The sequence below is a fragment of the Acinetobacter sp. UBA6571 genome (assembly GCF_002434085.1).
Classification (GTDB): domain Bacteria; phylum Pseudomonadota; class Gammaproteobacteria; order Pseudomonadales; family Moraxellaceae; genus Acinetobacter; species Acinetobacter radioresistens.
On sequence record NZ_DJJJ01000035.1, the window covers coordinates 163,836 to 186,097 of the forward strand.

Here is a 22,262-nt window from a genome sequence, read left to right on the forward strand (position 1 = left end):
AAGAAAAAGCCACAACCTCACGGTTGTGGCTTTGTCAGTATTTGTACGGATCAGAACAGTACACGAACGCGGATTGTGCCTTCTACTTGATGCAGAGTATCGAGTGCTTCTTGAGATGCAGAAGCATCTACATCCATCACCAGATAACCTACGTCACCTTTAGTCATTAATGACTGGCCTGAGATATTAATATTATGCTCGGCAAACAAAGTATTGATTTTTGACAGTACACCAGGCACGTTTTTGTGAATGTGTAGCAGACGGTGTTTGCCTTCGGTCAGCGGTAAGGCAATTTCTGGGAAATTAACTGCAGAAAGTGTCATACCTTTATCAGAATAGGCCACAAATTTTTCAGCTACTTCCAAACCGATATTTGCTTGTGCTTCCATGGTAGAGCCACCAACATGTGGTGTTAGGATTACATTATCAAGACCACGCAGTGGAGAGACGAACTCTTCCCCATTTGCTTTTGGCTCTTTCGGGAATACATCCACAGCAGCGCCAGCAATATGGCCAGATTTAATAGCATCGGCCAGATCTTCAATCACTACACAGGTACCGCGTGCTGCATTTAAGAAGATTGAACCCGGCTTCATTTTTGCAAACTGTTCTTTTGTAAAGAAATTACGGGTAGATGGAACGTCTGGCACATGTAGAGACACTACATCAGCAGTTGCAAGCAACTCATCTAAAGAGCCTATCTGACGGGCATTACCCATAGGCAGTTTAGTTACTACATCATAATAAATAACTTGCATGCCCAGGCTTTCAGCCAAGACAGACAGCTGTGAACCAATTGAGCCGTAACCCACAATACCTAAAGTTTTGCCACGTGTTTCAAATGAACCGTTGGCAGATTTATTCCAGCCACCACGATGACAGGAAGCAGATTTCTCAGGCACACCACGAAGCAGCAGAATGGTTTCTGCCAGTACCAGCTCTGCTACAGAACGGGTATTTGAATAAGGTGCATTAAATACCGGAATACCACGTTCCATTGCTGCTTTTAGGTCAACCTGGTTGGTACCGATACAAAAACAGCCAACCGCGATAAGCTTGTTGGCTGCTTGGAAAATCTCTTCGGTCAACTGCGTGCGAGAACGTATACCGATGAAGTGGGCATCTCTGATCGCTTCCTTGAGCGCTTCGCCTTCAAGCGCAGTCTTGCGATAGTCAATGTTGGTATAACCTGCAGCATTTAAAGTGTCGATCGCGTTTTGGTGAACGCCTTCTAGCAACAAGAAACGAATTTTATCTTTAGGAAGTGAAAGGTGTTGGCTCATTACCGCTCCGCTACAAAGGCCAAATTTAGTGGCAGTATGATAACATATTGGTCGCCCTATAGACATTTGCTTTATGACTGCCTCAGTGGATATTTTCCTGCTTTATGGTCGCTAGGCTGGTTTTATAAAACGCCAGCATGCCAAACATAACCTGAAAACCTGCTGTACTTATATAAATGGTGTTGTGACAGTATATTTTTAGCATGCTTTATCCCGGCCTGACTTAGGGGTAAAATGTAAGCGCTTTTAATACCGGAATGAAAAAATTTCACGGTTTTTTCATCTTGTCCAAAGCAGTGCTTCTATTTCATGATCAGATTGTTGTTCTTTAAATTTTATTGAAAATGAAGCTTCTATAGTGCCGCACTTCTAATCTATTTCTTGCTAGGTCCGCAAAACGATGAATGCTCCAGTTACTTTAGCACCTGAATTATTGACCCAACTTTCTGCAATTGTTGGGGAAAACCGTATTAAAACCGATGCTGCCAGTCTGGATGCCTGGGGCAGGGACTATACCAAGCATTTTGAACCTAACCCGTCAGTCATCGTTTTTCCATCCAGTACAGAGCAGGTTCAGCAAGTCGTCAAGCTGGCCAATCAGTTTAATATTGCGATTACCCCTTCAGGGGGGCGTACCGGGCTCTCTGCTGGAGCAGTAGCAGCCAATGGTGAAATCGTGGTGAGCTTGGATAAAATGAACCAGGTACTGGAATTTTTTCCGGCAGACCGGATGGTACGGGTACAGGCGGGTATTGTAACCGAGCAGTTGCAGTCTTATGCAGAAGAACAGGGGATGTACTATCCGGTTGATTTTGCTTCTTCAGGTTCATCTCAAATTGGCGGCAATATCGGTACCAATGCAGGCGGTATTAAGGTTATTAAATATGGCATGACTCGTAACTGGGTGTTGGGCCTGACTGTAGTAACTGGTAAAGGTGATATTTTACGCCTGAACAAAGGTATGATTAAAAATGCAACCGGGTATGCCTTGCAACATCTGTTTATTGGTGGAGAAGGTACACTGGGGCTGGTAACTGAAGCTGAAATCAAGCTGGAACGTCAGCCACAAGACTTACAGGTCATGGTACTGGGTGTGCCAGATTTTGATGCGATCATGCCTATTCTGCATGCGTTCCAGAGCAAGATCGATCTGACAGCATTTGAGTTCTTTGGTGAACTGGCAATGCAGAAAGTGCTAGCCCATGGTCGTGTACAGCGTCCATTTGAAAGCCAGTGCCCATTTTATGTTCTGCTTGAGTTTGAAGCACCTTATGAGCCAATCATGGATAAGGCAATGGAAATCTTTGAACATTGCATGGAGCACGGCTGGGTACTTGATGGTGTGATGAGTCAGACTCTGGACCAGGCACAAAATCTATGGCGTCTGCGTGAAGATATTTCCGAGTCAATTGCCCCATTTACTCCCTATAAAAATGATATTTCAGTATTGATCACGCATGTACCGGCGTTTATTAAGGAAATTGATGCAATTGTTCAGGCCAATTATCCAGATTTTGAAATCTGCTGGTTTGGGCATATTGGCGATGGCAATCTGCACCTGAATATTTTAAAACCTGAAAATCTGAGTAAAGACGAGTTCTTTGCTAAATGCCAAGTCGTTAACAAGTATGTATTTGAGACCGTAAAAAAATATGATGGTTCAATTTCTGCCGAGCATGGGGTTGGAATGACCAAAAAGCCTTATCTCGACTATAGCCGTTCTGCTGAAGAGATTGAATATATGAAGGCCCTTAAAAAAGTATTTGATCCGAATGGTATTATGAATCCGGGCAAACTGTTTGATCTTTAAGACTACATAGCTTTAATAGTGTAAACAAAAAAAGCGTAGCACAATGGCTACGCTTTTTTTGCTGAAGGGGAACATGCAATGTTAAGAGTTTTTATTTTATCTTCGCTGTTACTGGGCGTGATGAGTGGCTGCGCTACAACCAGCAAGCTCATGAACTTTAAGTCTGATACACCTATACAGCAAGTTTTACAGGAGCGTCCCGAGCTGCTCAAAGATCTTGCTACAGTAGAAATACGCCAGTTTTTTAATAATATTGAGCGTCCGACAGCAGCTCAGGTAAAGGTTACTGAAACCGGCTTAAAAGATGATTCGGTCCGTTCAGTTCGCACTATTTATAGTTTCAAACATATTGAAAATAACTGGAAACTGGTAAATACCCAACGCTCATACCAGTGCATGCGTGGTAAAAATACCAAGTCTTTTCAGGCTGCTCAGTGTCCCTGAAAATATATAACTGATGTATAGGGATAATTCGGCTAAAAGTGGATCTGCTCAATATAGCCTTATTTTCTGTAATGGGTGGATCACTGTAAAAAATATAATTATTTCTTTTTCTTAAAAGAAGACTGCTACACATAAATTCTACGACTGTAAAATTCACAGTATTTAAGATTATTCTCTGTTAGACTATACTGACTTGACCAAGTGGGTGTACTTGGTGAAGTCATAAAATCTCACATCATTATTTTTATCTTGCTAGACACTTTGTGAATACAGTGTTCTAAGTCGCTGCTCTCAAGCGCATTTTCTAAAACTTAATTTTTAAATACTCAGTGCTTGTCATTGGGCTGACGTTTATCTCCCTAAAAATGATACTCAGCCTTACAAGCCGATAAAGATATGTAGATAACAATGCAAAATATTCAAACCACCACATTGAGCCGCGCTACGCTCATGTTCCCATTGGCTTTGGTCCTGTTCGAATTTTCAGTTTATATCGGCAATGATCTGGTCCAGCCGGCAATGCTTGCTATTACTAGAGACTTCGGAGTCAGCAGTAGCTGGGCACCTTCTTCAATGTCATTTTATCTATTGGGTGGCGCCTGTGTTGCATGGCTTTTAGGGCCACTTTCAGACCGTCTTGGCCGCAAAAAAGTTCTACTCTCTGGAGTATTATTCTTTGTAGTGTGCTGCCTGCTGATTTTATTGACGCAACGTATTGAAACTTTCCTGGCCCTGCGTTTTTTACAGGGCATTGGCCTGACGGTAATTACCGCAGTAGGCTATGCTGCTATTCAGGAAACTTTTGAAGAGCGTGACGCGATTAAGGTCATGGCACTCATGGCCAATATCTCCTTGCTGGCACCTTTGCTTGGCCCTATTTTAGGTGCTTTTTTAATTGACCATGTTTCTTGGCACTGGGGTTTTATCGGTATTGCCCTGCTGGCATTTTTAAGCTGGTTTGGTCTGAAAGCTAAAATGCCGGAGTATAAGCAGAGTATTCCTAAACAGCCGATCAGCTATATTCTTTATGATTTCAAAAAGGTTTATCAGGATAAGCATTTTTTAGGCTTAACACTCGCTTTACCGATGGTCAGCATGCCGCTGATGTTATGGATTGCACTCTCTCCAGTCATGCTGGTCGAAGAACTTGGACTCAGCAGTCTGCAATATGGCATGGCACAGTTTCCGGTACTTGGCGGTCTGATCCTGGGCAATATTGTACTGATTAAAGTGATCGACAAGCTGGCATTAGGAAAAACAGTAATTATAGGCCTGCCTATTATGCTATTCGGTACTTTTATCCTGCTTCTGGGCGTGATCTGGCCAGCATATTTTTTGTGGAGTCTGATCATTGGAATGACCTTGATCAGCTTTGGAGAGGGACTCAGCTTTTCTGTCCTTTACCGGTTTGCCCTGATGTCATCGCAGGTTTCTAAGGGAACAGTTGCAGCCGCAGTATCAATGCTATTGATGTTCAGTTTTTTCATTATTATTGAGCTGGTTCGTATGCTTTACGAGCAGTTTCATTTATTGGGATACAGTCTGGCATGTCTTGTACTGATTGCGCTCTGGTTTACATTTCCACGGATGCTTTTAAATAAAGTAATGCAGCAGCGTCAGCAGCAGGATCTGAATTAAATACCCATTAAGTAGGCAATAAAAAATATGGACATCTGTTGAGATGTCCATATTTTTTATAGGAGCTATATTCTATTTAATTACACCACAGGCAATACGCTCACCACCACCACCAAGCGGTTTAGGATGATCTGAATAGTTATCACCACCTGCATGTACCATCACCGAAAGTCCCTGGATCTGGCTCAGGGTCAGACGCGGTGCTAGCAAGGTCTGGTTAGCTTTCCCGTTGGAATCTACCGTAAGAGCGGGCAGGTCCCCCAGATGACCAGTGGTTGGAGTACCATGACCTGTACCTGTGGGGTTAAAATGTCCGCCAGCAGCTTGGGCGGCAGTCATTTTTCCGTCTTTCATTGCTGGTTCGCATGAGCCACGTTCATGGATATGGAAGCCATGCTGACCTGAAGGCAGACTAGACAGGTTGGTCATGACTATAAGCCCCTGAGGACTGTCATGGAAGGTAACTGTACCGATTTTACTACCCACACCTTCAGGTGAAACAGCATGCACAGTAACGGTCTGCTGTTTGGCTGAATTGTGATGATCCATGGTAGTACAACCTACCGATACCGCCGCAGTCAGTGCACAAAGCGCGCTAACTTTAAATAGGGAGGAAAACATACAGTGCATCCTGATTGTGATTATTGTGCAGTCCAATTCAAGCAAAGCACTGTTCAATACACAATCAGCATTAAGTATGGTCTTGTATAAGTTTATTAACTTTAATCATTTACGGTGATTTCCGCGGCTCTTCATCATTTAAAATTTCATAGGCCAAAGAAGCATCCGGCACAGGTTCGGGTTCAGTGGTTTCATGCAGCCATTCACGCCAGATTGCCAGTATTACGGCTAAGATTACCGGACCAATGAATAGACCAACCAAGCCAAAACTGGCGACTCCACCTAGAACCCCAAACATGATAAGCAGGAAAGGGATTTGAGTCGCACCAGAGATTACCAGTGGCCGAATAACATTATCTGATGTACTGACAATACAGACACCCCATGCAAATACACCAATGGCTTCTACCGTCTGCCCCTGTGAAAATAGCCAGAGAGCAACCGAGCCATAGGCGACCGGTGTACCAAATGGAATTAATGCCAGCAAGAAAGTTGCAATAGTCAGGACCATTGGATTAGGCACCCCGGCCACTACATAACTTAAGCCAGCCAAGATTGCCTGAGCAATTGCAGTTAGACCTACACCATAAACTACGGCACGGGTAGTTTCTGAAATAGTGTCCATATAATGATGGATACGTGGCCCAATCACTTTTTCCATGGCTGTACTGACCTGTCTTAGAATAGTCTGTCCGTCACGGTAAAAAAAGAATAAAGACATGATCGCAAAACAGAGTTTAATAATATTTTTGCTAATTTCATTCAGGACGAAACGGCCATAACCTAAATGACCTTGGATCCAGGCAGCTACATTCTGGGTAATGGACTGCGGATCAGTATTTAGCTCTTTTAAGGTCCGGGTAACTTCTTTACCAATGATAGGTAACTCGCGGATAAAATCAGGTACAGAAACATGTCCGGAAAAAATCTGGCGTTGCAGCTCGTAATACAGGTTACGGCCTTCATGCTGCAAAATGAAAATAGCAAAGGTCAGGGGAATACCAATGACCAGAATAATCAGAACAATCATGACAGACGCACTGATACTTGAACGCTGCCCGCACATCCGCTGGATAGACAGATAAAGTGGCCAGGTCATATAGGCGATAATTGCTGCCCAAAGGACCGGTACAATAAAGTATTTGAGCACATGGAAGCCCAAAAATACCAATATAAAAAACAGTCCAAATAACAAAACCCGCTGTAGGGTTGGAGCATATTGTTGCACTGATTTCTCTGATCTTTGATAGCCGATTAATCATATTAACCGAAAATACTCACCGGGGAAATGAATGCCGGGTTTAGGTCCGTGAATAAATTACACGATATAAAAAGAGCGGATAGCAGCTCAAAAATCAGAACCACTCGGTTGGATCTTCAATAATACTATCCAGAACCGGTTGCCACTGAGCTTGTAAAACCAGCAGATTTTTCTGATATTTATCAAATATAGCCAACCCCTGCATGGCCTGTTGGGCATAAGCTGAACGTTCTACAATCCAGGCTACGGGTTCCTGTCCAACTTTTTGAAAAAAGCTCTGCATATCCTGCTGATTACTTTTTGGTGACTTGATCCGGTTTGCCAGCAATAGAATTTTTACCTTGCCTTTTTGTATCCGCCTGATCTCTTGGAGATGTTTTAAAAAACGCCGGGTACTGTCAATATCAAAAAAAGAAGGTTGAAGCGGAACAATAATATGCTGGCTTTCACGGATCAGCTGTTCAGCATGTTCTCCACGTAATGCGCCGGGTGCATCAATAATTAAATAGTCCAGGTCTGCGGGAGCTTCACCGATCTGTTTTTCTTTTCGCCAGTCTAGAGCAATAATTGGCGTGGCTGTTTCAGGTCGTAGCTTTAACCATTGTAAGGCTGACTTCTGGTGATCTGCATCTGCCAGCCCGACCCGATAACCTTTTTGGGAGAGTGCCGTGGCTAAAGTGATTGCTGCAATGGTTTTTCCACAGCCCCCTTTCTGGTTAGCAATCAATATTGTTTTCATTCACTTTAGTACAATGATCTATCTCTACCCTAGCTTAGCAGCTTTTTATGTGAGAAATGTGACACATGACAAAAGTTGTAGGACTCTATACATTACTATGCACATGAAATATGAGGAATATATATGTCAATCTGGATGGCCATGCTGATTGGTGCCTGCATCGGTGTGGTACTTGCCACTTTCATTTTGTCAAATACACGTAATGGACGGATCAAGGCAGAATATGAACAGTATATTGCCGAGCTAGAACGTGAACACCAGAAGGCACTGACTCATGCACAAAAGCGCAGTGTAAACACTAGCCGTGCAGTCCTTAAGGGCAAAATGGCCGAACAGCTGGCTCCAATCCTGCCTGAGTTCCAGTATTTGCCGAGCGATGCCAAATTTTTAGGGGACCCGGTGGATTATGTGGTATTTGATGGCTATACCGACTTTCGTGATGGCGAAGGCCGAGCAGATGAAATTCAAGTAGTGCTGATTGATATTAAAAGTGGAAATGCACGCTTAACCAAAGGCCAGCAGGCAATTGCTCAGGCAATCCGTGACGGGCGGGTACGTTTTGAGACCGTGCGTATTGATTTTGATGAGGTATAGCGCTTAGACCCGCGTTTAAATAAATAGAGTCAAGACAAAATCAAACCTAAACCATGCTGATTGTTACTAAAATTTGATACTCTTTTCATATTTTCTTCTTCTAATATAGAGTTAAGAAACACGCTGATTACAGGGGGAAATTGATGTCAAAACGCTTAATATGTAGTGTATTACTGGGCTTATGGGTAGGACAGGCCAGTGCATCGACCTCTGCTGAATATAATATTGCTAAAGGATTGGCACCTGCTGTAAAAGATCAGTCTATTGCAGTACTTAAACCTTTCGCTGGTGATTTCCGTATATTAGGTTCAAAAATTTATACTCATGATGAACAAGCCAAATTTTCCCCAATTGATTATGCAGTCAGTTGGGGAATGTTTGCCGAGCCGGAAATTGCCCGGCGTATCAGTGTGAATCAGTATGACCGTTTCCTGAACTGGAAAATAGACAAGCTTCCAGTACCACCGAAACAGGCCATGCAAATGGTATCAAATATGCATATTATTCCAGCCAATCCTAAAATTGCCCAGGAAATTAAGAAAGTGAAACGGGGTGATCTGGTCCGTTTACATGGCGAGTTGGTTGAAGTGAAGGATAAAGATTTGGTCTGGACCTCATCACTTACTCCAACTGATTTGGGAGAAGGGGCTTGTGAATTATTTCGGGTAAACTCGATTCAATGGATCGAGAAAGTCAGAAGTTAAATTTAAAGTTATTACGAAATTAAATAAAGGAAGTTTAATCCAGGCAACATATACCCGACTTCAGAATAATGCAGCCGGGTATATGTTTTCGGGTTTCAGAGGTATAATTACCAAGAATTATATATTTTAGCTCTGCCTTTTACTGCTGTTTTGCAGGTTCAGAAAATGGTGGCTGTGATTGTTTGCTAGCAGTTTGCTGCTGGTTTTTCCAGTGCTTCAATTGCTCTTGCCCATGTAAATAATCGCCTAAGCCCTGTACCTGATTGTTATTACCTTTCTGTTCAGGTTGCTGTTCAAGTAATTTGGCCTGATTATCCCAGTATTCTGCATGTAATCCCTGAATATAGCGACCCTGCTCAGTTTTTAAGTCCAGTTCACGCAACATATTACGTGCTGACTGTATATGCTCGCGTTTGCGCTGCTGCTCAAATTCTTCAGTGAGCGAGCCTTCCTGACGCATTTTACCAAGTTCTTCCTCCAGTTCGTCACTCATAGCTAAAAAACGGCTTTCATAGTCTTCCAGTAGCTGAATATCGTGAGCATCATTCGGAGTAGCCGGAAATAGTTTAACTGGAGGCATTTCCAGCTGTTTCATGACTTCTGCATCTTCCTGCTGTTGCTGCGAAAGATCACCAGTTTCCGGGTTTTCCTTTTGGCAGCCGCCCAATAAGAGGCCTGAACAGAACATCAGAGGTAAAGCGAGACGGGCTGTTTTATTCATATTTACTCCCTCATTTTAAACATGATTTTTTCAGTTATTTATAACTGACTTTTTTAAAGCTATAAGCATAAGTTACATATGGAAATTCAATTTCATCCTGAGGTTGCTTGTTAGTATAGTGCCGGACGGTTTCTTCAAACTGCTGTTTTAGGGCCCGCTGTTGAGACTCTGACATGGCTGCAATAAAGCTGGTCGACAGTAAACGTTTAGATACCACCTGTTCTACCGTACCTTTTTGTACTTGTGATAAAACCTTGACCTTTTCCAGCTGAAACAGAAACTGGTTATCAAAAACTTCTTTCCAGTGACCACTATGATAGCGTGGAGTAGTTCCTTCAAATGGCGCAATCAGCTCAGCTAAGGCATGCACCCATTCAACTTCAATATCACGCTGGTTCCAGACCAGTCCCAGATAACCTGCCGGTTTAAGCACCTCATAAATTTCATTCAGGCTCTGAATATCAGAAAACCAATGAAAAGATTGTGCACAAAGTACGGCATCCTGACTCTCATTCCCTAAAGGTAAATGCTGTGCGGTGCCCGGTAATGCGACAACACCCGGATAATGTTTTTCCAGTTCTGCGAGCATTTCTGCAACAGGTTCAACCGCAGTAATATGAGAAGTTAAAGCCTGTAAATATGGTAAAAATTTGCCTGTACCTGCGCCCAGATCGACGACATACGACGATTGACTTAAATTCAGGTCATTCCTTAGCCAATCAATTACCTGTTTAGGATAGCTGGGCCGTACCTCCTGATAAAGTCGGGCAGCCTGACTAAAGCCTTTTTGTGCGGCAGGATGTATTGAATGTGTCATATTTTGCGCTTTTTAATTTGAGTGACCTCGATAAAATAAGATACTGAGCAAATTGGCTCAGGCAAAGGCCTTATTGTTTTCATTTTTATAGGAGAAGTGTAGGCGCTACGGTGCCTCATAGGCGAATGGACAAGCAGATAGTTTTTGAAGACGACGATATCCGGGTAATTTTTCTAAAAGGACATTCTCGTGAACTGATTTTTTCCTTTGGTGATTTAATTACCAAAGCTAATGGTATGTCAATTAATGCCGAGAAATCTCTTTCTAAATATGACTACAACGTTATTGGGGTCATGCCCAAGCGGAAATCATGGTTTCCGGCAGCCAGTATGCAGGCCATGCTGGAACAGATACAGCCTATTTTAGCGCAGTTCGACTATGTAGCTGGATATGGCGGCTCAATGGGTGGTTATGCTGCGATAAAATATTCTCGCTTGCTTGGCATGAACCGGGTCATTGCTTTTGTTCCGCAATACTCCATTAATCCAGATGAAGTCAATGACCGCCGTTATAGCGAGTTCTTTGATGCTGACCTGAATGCCAATATGCGGATTGAACGCTCTGATATTGCGCCAGATAGTGAATATATTCTGGTTTATGACCCGTATTTTGAAGCTGATCATGAACATTATTCAAAGATTCAGCCCCTAATTCCGCAACTGTATACTATTCATCTACCGTTTACCGGCCATGATGCCTTGGCTGTACTGGCCAGCTCGACCCTGCTAAATGACTTTATTTCACATGAATGGGACCAGCAATATTTTTATAAACAGGTGCGTGAGGTTAAAAAGAACAGTAAATTCTATTACCGTAATGTTATTGCCAAGTTCCTGCCAAAACACAGTGCCAAACTTGGAAAAATCCTGAAAAATGGTGAATTCCAGCTCGATGGGCAATATCTGGATGCTCAATTAAAGCAACTGATTACCCGAACCTTGCTGACCAACAAGCAGGTAAATGAGCAGGATCTGTTGAAGCTGGGTATTAAAGTCAACATGCCCCATGATCAGGAGCAGCGCAGCCTGTTGCAGGACTGCCATCAGGCCTATCTGGTATTTAATCTGATTACCCAGAAACTGGAAAGCTATAGTCAGGATGCGATTAGTCTCAATAACAAGTATCTGATCTCTCTACAGGCGAAAGAAACTGGTCTGCTCAGTGTTGATCTGAACAATGAGCGCTATATGGTGGTAATGAATGACCGCCGTATTATGCGGCTGGTAAAAGAGCAAGATGCACTTTCTCCAGACATGAGTCCGATTGTTCTAAAAAAATATCCGGATTTTTATGTACTCAGTTATAAAAACCTGAACCTGAGCTGTGATGAATATGGCAATTGCCATTTTTCTGTAGAACACGTTCAAAATACAGAGAAATTTGTGGTGGTCTAAAGGCCAGATTAATCTGTTAGCCGGTCTAAGCCTTCATGGTTTAGCCCGGCTTTTTTGGTTCTGTAAATAGCTGGAATTTAAATAGGAAAGTTACCTGATCTTACAAACTTGCTTTATTCTGTATGTGGGCTATAGTCGGGATTCAGTAATAGGTTTTTTGTAAATACCTAAATTTAAAGAAAAAAGATAAGGAGTGTAGATGTGAATGTTTATCCATCTTTGCTGTTTAGCTTAATATTTTTATTCCCTGGCTTCGCTCATGCGGGTGCAGTACATACACCGCATCTGGTTTTTGGTCTGGGAGTCATGGTAGTGCTGACTTTCGCGCTATATGTCTTAAAAGAGGCCTGGCAATTTTATAAAAGCCATCAGCACAAACCAGTGATTAAAAAACGCAAATTTCTGGCACCTGAAATTTAACACTAAAATTGTAGGCTAAGGATCATCTCTTGCACTGCTCTGGAATAAACATGGACGAGCTGTTTAAATGGAGTAGAGTCGCAGGAGATGAATCCAATGAAAGCCGTATTTCTAGACTTTAATTCACTGAACCAAAATGATCTGGAGATCAGTCGTCTTCAACAGCAGTTTGACCAGCTGATTTTACATGCAGTTACTGCACCAGATGAAATTCTGGAGCGTGTACAGAATGCCGATGTCATTATTACCAATAAAGTCAGAGTAAATGCCGAACTGATTCGTCAGCTTCCCAAGTTAAAACTGATTCTGATTTCTGCTACCGGCACCAATAATGTAGATCTGAGTGCGGCCCGTGAGCATAACATCGTGGTCTGTAACTGTCAGGGCTATGGCACACCGGCTGTTGCTCAGCATACCTTATTGCTTATGCTGAGTCTGGCAACCTCCTTTTTAAAATATGACCGTGCGGTACGGACCGGTGCATGGAACAAGGCCGAGCAGTTCTGTTTGCTCGACTTCCCGATTGTTGAACTGGCTGGAAAGACTTTAGGAATTGTAGGGTATGGCGAACTTGGACAGGCTGTAGCCCGGCTGGCAGAGGCATTTGGCATGCAGGTCAAGATTGCCTCTTTACCGTGTCGTCCGGGGGGAACTGATCGGATTCCATTAAAGGAGCTGCTGCCGCAAGTTGATTTTCTGAGTCTGCATTGTCCTTTGACCGAACAGACCCAAAACCTGATTGGAGCAGCAGAGCTGCAACAGATGAAACCTACCGCCTTTCTCATTAACTGTGCACGTGGTGGACTGGTGAATGAGACAGCATTGGTCCAAGCCTTAAAAAATGGTGAAATCGCCGGAGCTGCCAGCGATGTACTCACCGTTGAGCCACCTAAACAGGGCAATATTTTACTGAATGAGGATATTCCAAATTTGATTATTACACCGCATTCTGCTTGGGGAAGTGTTCAGGCGCGACAGCGTATGCTAGAGCAGCTTGCTGAAAATACTGAAGCCTTTAAACGAGGCCAGCCTATCCGGCAGGTCAATTAGTAAAGAGTTTTAACCAGCCAGCTCATTCCAAAGTATGGGCGCTGCATACTGCTAATTTCTTTTAATATTTTTGCTCAAATATTGTGTAAGCCTGTTAAGCATTTAAAGAAAAGTGTTAGCTCAATATATTTATTTAACTCCATGTAAGTTTAAAGTTCTGTGATTGCATAGCTGGTAGCGCCTGAATGGGGTTGTGAGGGCGCTGTAGTTTGGGAAGCTGTCGATGACTGGCTTAGAGGTTGCTGAATAATAGGCGCCGTTTGTTGCGGTGTACCACCCCATACTTCTCGGGAGCTCTGGATTCTCTGGTTAGCTTGTTGAGCTGCCTGCTGTGTTCCCTGATCCACCTTTTGAATAGTATCTGAGGCAACAGATTTGGTGTTGTTCCAGGCGCGGTCGACATCTGGTTTAATTCTGGCGATACTTTTTTCAGTCACCTTTCCCACTTTCTCCGCAGTATTGATTACGCCTTCTTGTGCTTTATAGGCAAATACATGCAGAAGATTTGGGTTCTCACCATAAGGTGTGACCGGTTTAGTAATCTGTGAAGAGGTCTGAGTAGAATTCGCCTGGGCGAGGAGTGGTACAGCGCCCATAAGAGCGATGAGCAAAAGTATTGGAGTTTTAATATTCATTAAGAATCGACCTCGAATTTGTTAAAGAGCGGTCTGAATTTTTTAGTGTAGCGGATGATGTTTTAAAAACAATGAATATCCTGTGAAGAATCGCTAAAGAAGAATATTGCAGTATCTTATAATTATTTTAATTTAAAAAAGATATAGAGGGTTATACAGCGATTTATGCAGCAACGTCATAGAGGACGTCCTATCTTTTATAAAAACAGGGCGAGTTTGCTAGTTACATTGATCTAGCGCTTCTTTGGCAAAATGATCGCGCAGGGTAACAAAGTTCTTTTGAACATTCGCATCATGCAGATTAAATTTTTCAGCTTTGCTAGTGCCATCACGCTGGAATGTGGCCGAACCGGCATTCATTAATCCCATACCTTTAAATGACCACTGCTCCACAACACGGTTTTCACCAATATCACCTGTAAATTCAATCACGCATTTATCAAGGAATTTGGTCAGTTTTGCCTTATTGTTAGTAGTTGCCGGAACAACTTCAAGATTTTGTACTTCCTGTAAGACGCCAAGATCAAGCTGAGGAATTTTTGGGGCTGAGCTACAGGCTGTAACTGCGATACTCGCAAGACCCATCAACATGAGTGTTTTAAATTTCATATGATTCTTTCTTGTAGAGTGTTGTTAGGTTGAGTATATGAAATATATAGGGATATGCCTATAGTATTTGTCTGGTTTAGCTTAAAAGCGAGTTTTTGAAATTTTATTATTTTCATCTTTGGAATTTTTCTGAAATATGAAAATGAGCACTTAAAGTATATTTCTTAATTATAGAAATTGGATAAAGAGCATAGCGAATGAATAATATCGATGAATTAAAATTTCATAAACAATTTAATACGTATGTAAAGTATACAAGTTTAGCAATCAAAATTTCAAAAAGTGTAGCTGGAAGATTCGTAGATTATAGAAAAGGATGGGCCTCTATCCTTTTTACAAAAATTTGTGTTATTTCGATCTCTTTAAAAAAATTAGCAGATTTGGATACTGGTAAGAAATATAATTCACATTGGGATTTTAATTCAGCATTTACTTTAGCTAGAAATTTAATGGAGTGCTATCAAACATTTTTTTATCTTTGTATTGATAAAATCTCAGAAGATGAAGCATTAGCTAGAAAAAATCTTTTTAATTATCATGATTTTATATCTAGAGAAAAATTATTTAAAGAAATTGGTAAAGAAGAACCGGATAAAGACTTAAAAGACCAATTGATTAAAGAATTAACTAGTACTAAATATTTTCAAAACTTAGAAGAGAAACAACAACGGCATTTTTTAAAGGGGGCTACTGCTTTTTTTCTCAGTCGAGAAGAAATTGAACACAAAATCGGAAATTCAAAATCAGCATTTAAAGTAAATTACCAACTATTATCTACTTATACCCATAGTTTTCCAATGGGGTTCTATAAAATGTTTGAACCAGACCGAGGAACTGGAGTAAAGACACCAATAGAGGAGATATATTCTGCATATGCTTTAGGTTTAGCTGAAGGATATTTGAAATTAGCTATTAATAATATGTTAGAAATTTTCCCTGATTTATATGATAAATTAAACAAGCAAGATAAAGATCTTCTTGAAATAAAAAACCCGCTCTAAAGCGGGTTTTTTAATAAATCACAACTTAGTGCTGCAACACCGAAATATCAGCAACTTTGGTAAACAAATCACGAAGCTGAGCCAGCATACGTAAACGGTTTGCTTTCAGGTCAGTATCATCTGCCATCACCATTACGCCGTCAAAGAACGCATCGACTGGCGCACGAAGAGCAGCAAGTGCAGACAACGCAGCAGTGTAGTCTTTAGCAGCAAATAATGGCTCAACCACAGGCGTAATTTTCGCAAGTTCAGCAAATAATGCTTTTTCAGCATCTTCAACCAGGTTCGCTTCAACTACTAAACCTTCCGGTGCAGCTTCTTTCGCCAGAATATTTGCAACACGCTTGTTTGCAGCAGCCAATGCAGCAGCTTCAGGCAAATTGCGGAAATGGTTAACGGCATTAACCCGCTTGTCAAAGTCAAGCGGAGAAGCAGGTGACATCGCCTGGACTGCCTGAATGACATCTACCTGAACACCTTGGTCTTCATATTTGGCCCGGTAACGGCCTTCAAGGAAGGCAACTGCATCACTACGGGTTTTATTCGGATCAGTAATCAGCGCGCCATAGGCATGCAGGGCAGAGTTCACCAGTGCTTCAATCGTTACATCGAGATTATTTTCAATAATCAGGCGCAAGATACCAATTGCCGAACGGCGAAGTGCAAACGGGTCCTTTGAACCTGTAGGAGCCTGCCCAATTCCAAAAATACCTACCAGCGTATCCAGACGGTCGGCCAGTGCAATCGTAGTGCCAGTTTTGGTTTTTGGTAAAACATCACCTGCAAATTTTGGCAGATACTGCTCACCAAGCGCTTCAGCGACTTCATCGTTTTCACCCTCAAGTCGGGCATAGTATGTCCCTGCAATCCCTTGAAGCTCAGGGAATTCACCTACCAGCTCGGAAGTCAGGTCGCATTTAGACAGCATGGCGGCTCTTTCAGCGTCGGCAACCTGTGCACTTGTAAACTTGGTCAGTTCCACAGCCAGCATTGCGATACGTACAGTCTTGTCCCATAAGGTGCCAAGCTGTGCCTGAAATACCATGTTAGCCAGTTTTTCTGAACGTGAAGCCAGCGGCTGTTTCTGATCCTGCAAAAAGAAGAATTCGGCATCTGACAGACGTGGGCGAACAACTTTTTCATTACCTTCAATAATCTGCTTCGGGTCTTTTGACTCAATATTCGATACGGTAATAAAATAAGGCTGAAGCTTGTGGTCACTGTTGACCAGACAGAAGTATTTCTGGTTATCCTGCATGGTCGTGATTAGTGCTTCTTGTGGAACGGCAAGAAAACGCTCTTCAAAGCTGGCACGCAGAGCTACCGGCCATTCTACCAGTGCAGTTACTTCATCACGCAAGTCAGCCGGTACAATGGCAATTGCATTAACTTCATCAGCGAGAGCTTTTACCTGCTGGTCAATAATGGCTTGACGTTCTTCAAATGAAGCTACGACTTTAGCTGCACGCAGTGCATCCAGGTAGGCATCAGCATTTGCAAGTGTAATTGCGTCTGGTGCATGGAACCGGTGACCATAGGTTACATTAGCGGCTGTATGGTCCTGAATAGTAGCATCAATGACCTGATCATCTTTTAGTAATACTACCCATTTGACTGGCCGTACAAATTCAGTACGGCTGGCTGCTGAGCGCATACGTTTTGCCACAGGCAGATGATCTAAAGCAGTTTGCAGGATTTGTGGCAGTAATACATCCAGACTCTGACCTTTTACATCTTTTAAGTAGCAGACCTTTTCAACTTTACCTGCCTGGAATGTTGATACTTGATCAATACTGATACCCTGACCACGCATAAAGCCTTCTAAAGCTTTGGTTGGTTTGCCTTCAGCGTCATAAGCCGCTTGAACCGCAGGACCATCAAAACGCTTCTGTGTATCTGCTTGTGCACCATCGACATTCACAATTTTAAGGGCTAAACGACGTGGGGCAGCATAAGCTTCGATTGAATCAAAGGCTAGACCAGCATCTTTTAAACCTTTCACTGTTTCTGCCTGTAAGGCATCTCGTAGGGTTTTCAGGCTTTTTGGAGGAAGTTCTTCACAGCCAAGTTCAAATAAAACTGTATGTTTAGACATTATTTGTTCTCCGCTGATTTTTCTGCCTGAGCAGCATCATTTTCCGCTTGAGCTTTAAGCTGGGCCAAGACTTCATCACGCAGATGAGGCTCGGCCATCGGGAAGCCTAGTTTGGCACGGGCCTGTACATAACTTTGTGCAATGGCACGGGCCAGTGTACGTACACGCAAAATATAGCGCTGACGTTCAGTCACAGAAATCGCACCACGTGCATCAAGCAGGTTAAAGTTATGTGAAGCTTTGATCACCTGTTCGTATGCCGGTAGTGGAAGTTCTGCTTCCATTAAACGGCTGGCTTCAGTTTCGTAAAAATCAAATAGTTCAAATAGTTTTTCAACTGGCGCATATTCGAAGTTATAAGTAGACTGTTCTACTTCATTCTGGTGAAACACATCGCCGTAAGTGACCGTACCAAACTGGCCTTTGGTCCAGACCAGATCATAAACCGAGTCTACACCTTGCAGGTACATGGCCAGACGCTCAAGACCGTAAGTAATTTCACCTGTAACCGGATAGCACTCTACGCCACCAACCTGCTGGAAATAGGTAAACTGTGTCACTTCCATACCGTTCAGCCAGACTTCCCAGCCCAAGCCCCAAGCGCCAAGTGTTGGAGATTCCCAGTTGTCTTCTACAAAACGGATATCATGTGTTAGCGTATCAATACCAATAGCTTTTAATGAATCCAGATAAAGCTGCTGGATATTATCCGGATTAGGCTTCAGCACTACCTGGAATTGGTAATAATGCTGTAGACGGTTTGGATTCTCACCGTAACGTCCATCTTTAGGACGGCGTGATGGCTGGACATAAGCCGCATTCCAGGTTTCAGGGCCTAATGCACGCAGAAAAGTCGCAGTGTGGAAAGTACCTGCACCCATTTCCATGTCGTAAGGTTGTAATACGACGCAGCCTTGCTCGGCCCAGTAATTTTGTAAGGCAAGAATTAAGCCTTGAAATGTATCAATATGTGATATGGCGCGACTCATGTAGCATCCACTAGAATATGAGAAAAAATTGTCCCTAAGTATAGGGAATTTGCAGGGGAGTGGCAAAGAATTCTATTTAAGAGTGCGAATCATGAGTTAAAGCAGAATTTTCAAGTCAGACCAGGCTTATTATTAAAATCAGTTCAGCTTTTTTATACAGATAAAATTCCACCAAACAGGTATTTAAACCTGGATTCTAGAAAATAAACCAGCATAAAACCTGATTCAGCTATAGCGAAATTCCTGTCCTTCAACTATTCATCAGTAGGTTTTTAACTTGTTAAAATGTGCAATTGCTGGGGCAGGTTGTGAATCAAAATATTTAAGCAGCAACCAGTAAAAGAATCCGGTCAATAAAGCCATCATATAATAGCCACCACTCAAATAAAGTTCCCAGCCCATTGAAATATTATGATTGAGTATGAGCTGCAACAAAGTCAGCATAATTAACCATACACTTATAGAGCCGACTAAAATAATTCCCAGATTTAGATGAAATTTGAGCTGTATAAGCTGAGATAAGCCGTAAGCAAACGGTAATGCTAAAATACAGTAAACTGCATAAATCATAACAGCTACAAACAGAATACTGACTACAGAGGATAACTGGCCTGCACCATTGGCGGCTGCCGAGAAAATTAAAATCACCAGCAGGCTTGGTATCGGTGCCAGAAGCAAAGAGCGTATTAAAGCTGTATTGCTATAGATTTTATTGTTCATATCATCCAGTCTTGATTAATCCCTGATCAATTATGAGTAAATAACAGAGCCAAGTAAGTATAAAGCTGAGAAAAGTTAAGTAACGCTAAGAAGCGTTGTGACTGCTTTACAAAAAAACCAATATTGTAAAGATATAAAATCAATGCACCTTAATAAGGCTTAGGCGTATACTCGCCCTGTTTTTTATCTAACAAGAACAGGTTGTGCAGTGAGTAATTCACAGTTTTGGCTAGACACCCTTAAACCTAATTTTAAAACGCTGCCTTTAAAAGAGCGCTTACTCTGTGGTTGTGGCGCTCTGCTGGGACTGGCGATTTCATCAATTATTAGCTGGTATACACTGGGCGGAATCAATGCCTGGTATATTGCACCCATGGGTGCTTCCTCGGTTTTATTATTTGCAGTGCCGGCCAGTCCACTGGCGCAGCCCTGGAACATGGTGGTGGGCAATACCATTGCCGGATTAATTGGTGTCAGTTGTGCTTTATGGATTCCTGATCTTACTTCTGCGTTTAGCTTGGCCGTTGGTCTGTCTATTTTCTTGATGATGACTACAGATTCATTACATCCGCCTAGCGGAGCTGTAGCAATTACGGCAGTTTTAGGTGGCGAGGGTGTACATCATCTGGGTTATCAATTTTTATTTTATCCCGTATTACTAAATTCGGTTTTATTGCTGGGTTTTGCTATTTTTTTTAATCGTCTGCTAGGGCGGCATTATCCTTATCCACGGCAGGTAAATGAGCGTTCCAAAGACCCGACGCCTACCCAGAAGGTGACCATTCAGCCACAGGATATCCAGCAGGCACTTGAGCATCAGACCGAGCTTCTTGATATCAGTCAGTATGACTTGGAAAAAATTATTCTAGAAGCCCAAGAACGGGCAAATGAACGTATAGTTTTACACTATCACTGTCGTGATATTATGAGCCGTGACGTCATTGTACTGCATGAAAACGATGATATTCATAAAGCCTTAGACAAGTTCAAACAGGTCAATTTAATGAGTCTGCCCGTAGTGAATGCCTCAGAGCATTTGGTGGGTACACTTGCGTTATATGATGTGGTTGAGTGGTTTAAGCGCGGTGCAGATTACCGGGCATCATGGGAGTATCTGGTAAAACAGATTATGAACCGTAAGGTGGTGACAGTTCACCCTGAACAGCCAATTCAAGATTTGGCGCCCTATTTTGTAGAGAAATCTTTTAACTATATACCTGTAGTTGAAGCAGAACAGTTAATTGGAATTATTAGCCGGGCAGATATGATTGCAGCTATGCAGCAAGAAATTCTGCATTTGCGCCAGAAACCATAATTTATAGATAGATAAATAAAAAGGCTACGGCTGTCTAGGGGCACAACCGTAGCGACCAAACCACTTAGAGAGGAGAGCGATTTAGCGTTTTACTTTATGTTCATCATAAACAGTACGTACTGGCTGCTGATAATTTCGTGGCGGTGCATCCAGACGATAATCACGTTTAGGCATCAATAGCCATAAAATCAGATAAACCAGAATTCCAGGAAAAGCTGCACTCATAATCGAGATCAAGACAAAAATGATGCGCAGCAGATTGGCATTCCAGCCAAAACGTTCTGCAATACCGCCCATTACGCCGGCAATCATGTTTTGTCGGTTAGAACGATATAAGCCAGAATCTGACATCGAAGTCTCCTCGCTGTAAAAAATAAATCTGATAACGAAAAAATCATTACCCTCGATATTTATATAGTGATGAATGAATACCTTTTAAAGACGTATGTTCAGTAACTTGGTTAAGTTATGTAAGCAGGAGTTCAAATTTCTATAATTTGACCACTAAAATACCCTTAAAGTTATTTCCAACTCAGGAAGTCGACTTTATTTTTATTGGTATGCCTTCTCTACTCTTTTGAGTATTTAATTTAACTTGAGCGACAATGGTATTGAAACGCCTGATTTTAATGATAAAAGTGTATTGAAAATACATTTATTGGCCTGTATAAGCCGAATGTCGTCGGACCAACAAGTGAGTGATGAATAGAAAAATGCCTGTTCTAGCCAGAGTCTGTACCATTGTGTTATTAGGCGCATTGATGGGTGGCTGTGATCTCTCACAGTCAGAAACACGGGAAAGCTCACCTCTAAGTCAGGGTCAGCTCCCTTCTTTGAATAATATAAATTATACTGATGAAAGTTTGGTGACAGGCCGAAAACTGACTGAGGTTGCAGGCCGTGCGTCTTTGCCAGTACTGCAAAATGAGCAGAATGAAGAAGTACGCAGTACAAATTTACAGTATGCAGGACGTTACTATACGCAAGTTCCCTGTCAGGATGCTTTTGTAAATTGTGGCAAAGGAAGGGCAGAATATATTTTAAATTTGCTGCCTGATGGCAGTGCCCACCGTATGATCGCTACATTTGGCCGGGTGCAACCTGGCGTAGACAGGCCTGATATAGCGCAGCGCCGTTTTTATCGCAAAGATCACTGGTCTGTTGATCAGGCTAAGAATGAAATTATTGTGCACCTCGCTGAAGGGATCAATTTTTATTATCGTGTTGATCCCAAGCAGAATCTGGTCATGAATCTCTATAAGACCTTGCATGCTAATGATCAGCGGGTAATACAGACTTTTATACAGCAGCATCCATTACCTGAACAGCCCTATAAACTGGTCAAAGATGCAGTAGAGTTTTAAGACTTGGAATAATTTAGAATCAATAATAGTCTGAAGTT

23 protein-coding genes are annotated in these 22,262 nt (G+C 42.2%); 11 read left to right on the forward strand and 12 right to left on the reverse strand.

The window, feature by feature from the left end; genetic code table 11:
• Positions 1-50: 50 nt before the first annotated feature.
• On the reverse strand, positions 51-1,283 hold the full coding sequence (gene serA / locus B3X18_RS07075; RefSeq protein WP_034682898.1) for a phosphoglycerate dehydrogenase: 1,233 nt from the start codon (positions 1,281-1,283) through the stop codon (positions 51-53).
• A gap of 400 nt (positions 1,284-1,683) precedes the next feature.
• Between serA and B3X18_RS07080 the strand changes: the two genes are divergently transcribed.
• From B3X18_RS07080 to B3X18_RS07090, 3 genes are all read left to right on the forward strand, one after another.
• Positions 1,684-3,093, forward strand: coding sequence for an FAD-binding oxidoreductase (locus B3X18_RS07080; protein WP_017400873.1), 1,410 nt, complete (start codon positions 1,684-1,686; stop codon positions 3,091-3,093).
• Between the two features lie 78 nt (positions 3,094-3,171).
• On the forward strand, positions 3,172-3,537 hold the full coding sequence (locus B3X18_RS07085; RefSeq protein WP_005018209.1) for a hypothetical protein: 366 nt from the start codon (positions 3,172-3,174) through the stop codon (positions 3,535-3,537).
• A gap of 408 nt (positions 3,538-3,945) precedes the next feature.
• The gene (locus B3X18_RS07090; protein WP_034669866.1) at positions 3,946-5,175 is read left to right on the forward strand and encodes an MFS transporter; all 1,230 of its coding nucleotides are present in this window, start codon (positions 3,946-3,948) and stop codon (positions 5,173-5,175) included.
• A 72-nt stretch (positions 5,176-5,247) separates the two neighbouring features.
• Here the strand turns inward: B3X18_RS07090 and sodC are convergent, their stop codons facing one another.
• The 3 genes from sodC to B3X18_RS07105 form a co-directional block, all read right to left on the reverse strand.
• The gene (gene sodC / locus B3X18_RS07095; protein ID WP_034669868.1) at positions 5,248-5,796 is read right to left on the reverse strand and encodes a superoxide dismutase family protein; all 549 of its coding nucleotides are present in this window, start codon (positions 5,794-5,796) and stop codon (positions 5,248-5,250) included.
• A gap of 109 nt (positions 5,797-5,905) precedes the next feature.
• Positions 5,906-7,024 carry an AI-2E family transporter gene (locus tag B3X18_RS07100; RefSeq protein WP_034680007.1) on the reverse strand — a complete coding sequence of 373 codons (1,119 nt, stop codon included), beginning with the start codon at positions 7,022-7,024 and terminating at the stop codon, positions 5,906-5,908.
• Positions 7,025-7,151: 127 nt separating this feature from the next.
• Positions 7,152-7,796, reverse strand: a complete 645-nt coding sequence (locus tag B3X18_RS07105; RefSeq protein ID WP_005018219.1) for a ParA family protein — start codon at positions 7,794-7,796, stop codon at positions 7,152-7,154.
• Between the two features lie 123 nt (positions 7,797-7,919).
• Here B3X18_RS07105 and B3X18_RS07110 point away from each other — a divergent pair, with 123 nt between their 5' ends.
• Together B3X18_RS07110 and B3X18_RS07115 are read left to right on the forward strand one after the other, a co-directional pair.
• Positions 7,920-8,390 (forward strand): Holliday junction resolvase-like protein, encoded by a 471-nt coding sequence (locus B3X18_RS07110; protein ID WP_005018222.1) that lies wholly within the window; start codon positions 7,920-7,922, stop codon positions 8,388-8,390.
• Positions 8,391-8,533: 143 nt separating this feature from the next.
• Entirely contained in the window at positions 8,534-9,094 is a 561-nt protein-coding gene (locus B3X18_RS07115; protein ID WP_005018223.1) for a hypothetical protein, read from the forward strand.
• A 139-nt stretch (positions 9,095-9,233) separates the two neighbouring features.
• Here B3X18_RS07115 and B3X18_RS07120 read toward each other — a convergent pair whose 3' ends face one another.
• Both B3X18_RS07120 and B3X18_RS07125 read right to left on the reverse strand, forming a co-directional pair.
• Entirely contained in the window at positions 9,234-9,815 is a 582-nt protein-coding gene (locus B3X18_RS07120; protein WP_034669872.1) for a hypothetical protein, read from the reverse strand.
• 34 nt (positions 9,816-9,849) lie between these two features.
• A complete protein-coding gene (locus B3X18_RS07125; protein ID WP_034669874.1) occupies positions 9,850-10,632 on the reverse strand; it encodes a class I SAM-dependent methyltransferase in 783 nt (260 codons plus the stop codon).
• Between the two features lie 125 nt (positions 10,633-10,757).
• Here B3X18_RS07125 and B3X18_RS07130 point away from each other — a divergent pair, with 125 nt between their 5' ends.
• The 3 genes from B3X18_RS07130 to B3X18_RS07140 all read left to right on the forward strand — a co-directional run bounded on the left by B3X18_RS07130 (position 10,758) and on the right by B3X18_RS07140 (position 13,496).
• A complete protein-coding gene (locus B3X18_RS07130) occupies positions 10,758-12,026 on the forward strand; it encodes a hypothetical protein (RefSeq protein ID WP_005404601.1) in 1,269 nt (422 codons plus the stop codon).
• A gap of 201 nt (positions 12,027-12,227) precedes the next feature.
• On the forward strand, positions 12,228-12,446 hold the full coding sequence (locus B3X18_RS07135; RefSeq protein ID WP_005018228.1) for a hypothetical protein: 219 nt from the start codon (positions 12,228-12,230) through the stop codon (positions 12,444-12,446).
• Positions 12,447-12,542: 96 nt separating this feature from the next.
• Positions 12,543-13,496: a 2-hydroxyacid dehydrogenase gene (locus B3X18_RS07140; RefSeq protein ID WP_034669880.1), complete on the forward strand. Its 954-nt coding sequence runs from the start codon at positions 12,543-12,545 to the stop codon at positions 13,494-13,496.
• A 149-nt stretch (positions 13,497-13,645) separates the two neighbouring features.
• Here the strand turns inward: B3X18_RS07140 and B3X18_RS07145 are convergent, their stop codons facing one another.
• A complete protein-coding gene (locus B3X18_RS07145) occupies positions 13,646-14,131 on the reverse strand; it encodes a hypothetical protein (protein WP_034669883.1) in 486 nt (161 codons plus the stop codon).
• A gap of 219 nt (positions 14,132-14,350) precedes the next feature.
• Positions 14,351-14,740, reverse strand: a complete 390-nt coding sequence (locus B3X18_RS07150; RefSeq protein ID WP_034669885.1) for a hypothetical protein — start codon at positions 14,738-14,740, stop codon at positions 14,351-14,353.
• 197 nt (positions 14,741-14,937) lie between these two features.
• On the opposite strand from B3X18_RS07150, the gene B3X18_RS07155 reads away from it, so the two are divergent.
• The gene (locus B3X18_RS07155; protein WP_005407241.1) at positions 14,938-15,741 is read left to right on the forward strand and encodes a DUF5677 domain-containing protein; all 804 of its coding nucleotides are present in this window, start codon (positions 14,938-14,940) and stop codon (positions 15,739-15,741) included.
• Positions 15,742-15,766: 25 nt separating this feature from the next.
• On the opposite strand, the gene glyS is transcribed toward B3X18_RS07155, so the two are convergent.
• The 3 genes from glyS to B3X18_RS07170 form a co-directional block, all read right to left on the reverse strand.
• Positions 15,767-17,836, reverse strand: coding sequence for a glycine--tRNA ligase subunit beta (glyS, locus tag B3X18_RS07160; RefSeq protein WP_034669887.1), 2,070 nt, complete (start codon positions 17,834-17,836; stop codon positions 15,767-15,769).
• Positions 17,836-18,825 carry a glycine--tRNA ligase subunit alpha gene (gene glyQ / locus B3X18_RS07165; protein WP_034669888.1) on the reverse strand — a complete coding sequence of 330 codons (990 nt, stop codon included), beginning with the start codon at positions 18,823-18,825 and terminating at the stop codon, positions 17,836-17,838. Before glyQ ends, glyS begins: the two co-directional genes overlap by 1 nt.
• A gap of 261 nt (positions 18,826-19,086) precedes the next feature.
• Complete coding sequence (locus tag B3X18_RS07170; protein ID WP_005018242.1) at positions 19,087-19,545, reverse strand: hypothetical protein; 459 nt, start codon at positions 19,543-19,545, stop codon at positions 19,087-19,089.
• Positions 19,546-19,753: 208 nt separating this feature from the next.
• Here B3X18_RS07170 and B3X18_RS07175 point away from each other — a divergent pair, with 208 nt between their 5' ends.
• Positions 19,754-20,860, forward strand: a complete 1,107-nt coding sequence (locus B3X18_RS07175; RefSeq protein ID WP_005018243.1) for an HPP family protein — start codon at positions 19,754-19,756, stop codon at positions 20,858-20,860.
• Positions 20,861-20,941: 81 nt separating this feature from the next.
• On the opposite strand, the gene B3X18_RS07180 is transcribed toward B3X18_RS07175, so the two are convergent.
• On the reverse strand, positions 20,942-21,211 hold the full coding sequence (locus B3X18_RS07180) for a PspC domain-containing protein (protein WP_005018251.1): 270 nt from the start codon (positions 21,209-21,211) through the stop codon (positions 20,942-20,944).
• Positions 21,212-21,561: 350 nt separating this feature from the next.
• Here B3X18_RS07180 and B3X18_RS07185 point away from each other — a divergent pair, with 350 nt between their 5' ends.
• On the forward strand, positions 21,562-22,224 hold the full coding sequence (locus B3X18_RS07185; protein ID WP_228133614.1) for a hypothetical protein: 663 nt from the start codon (positions 21,562-21,564) through the stop codon (positions 22,222-22,224).
• The last annotated feature ends 38 nt before the right edge of the window (positions 22,225-22,262 follow it).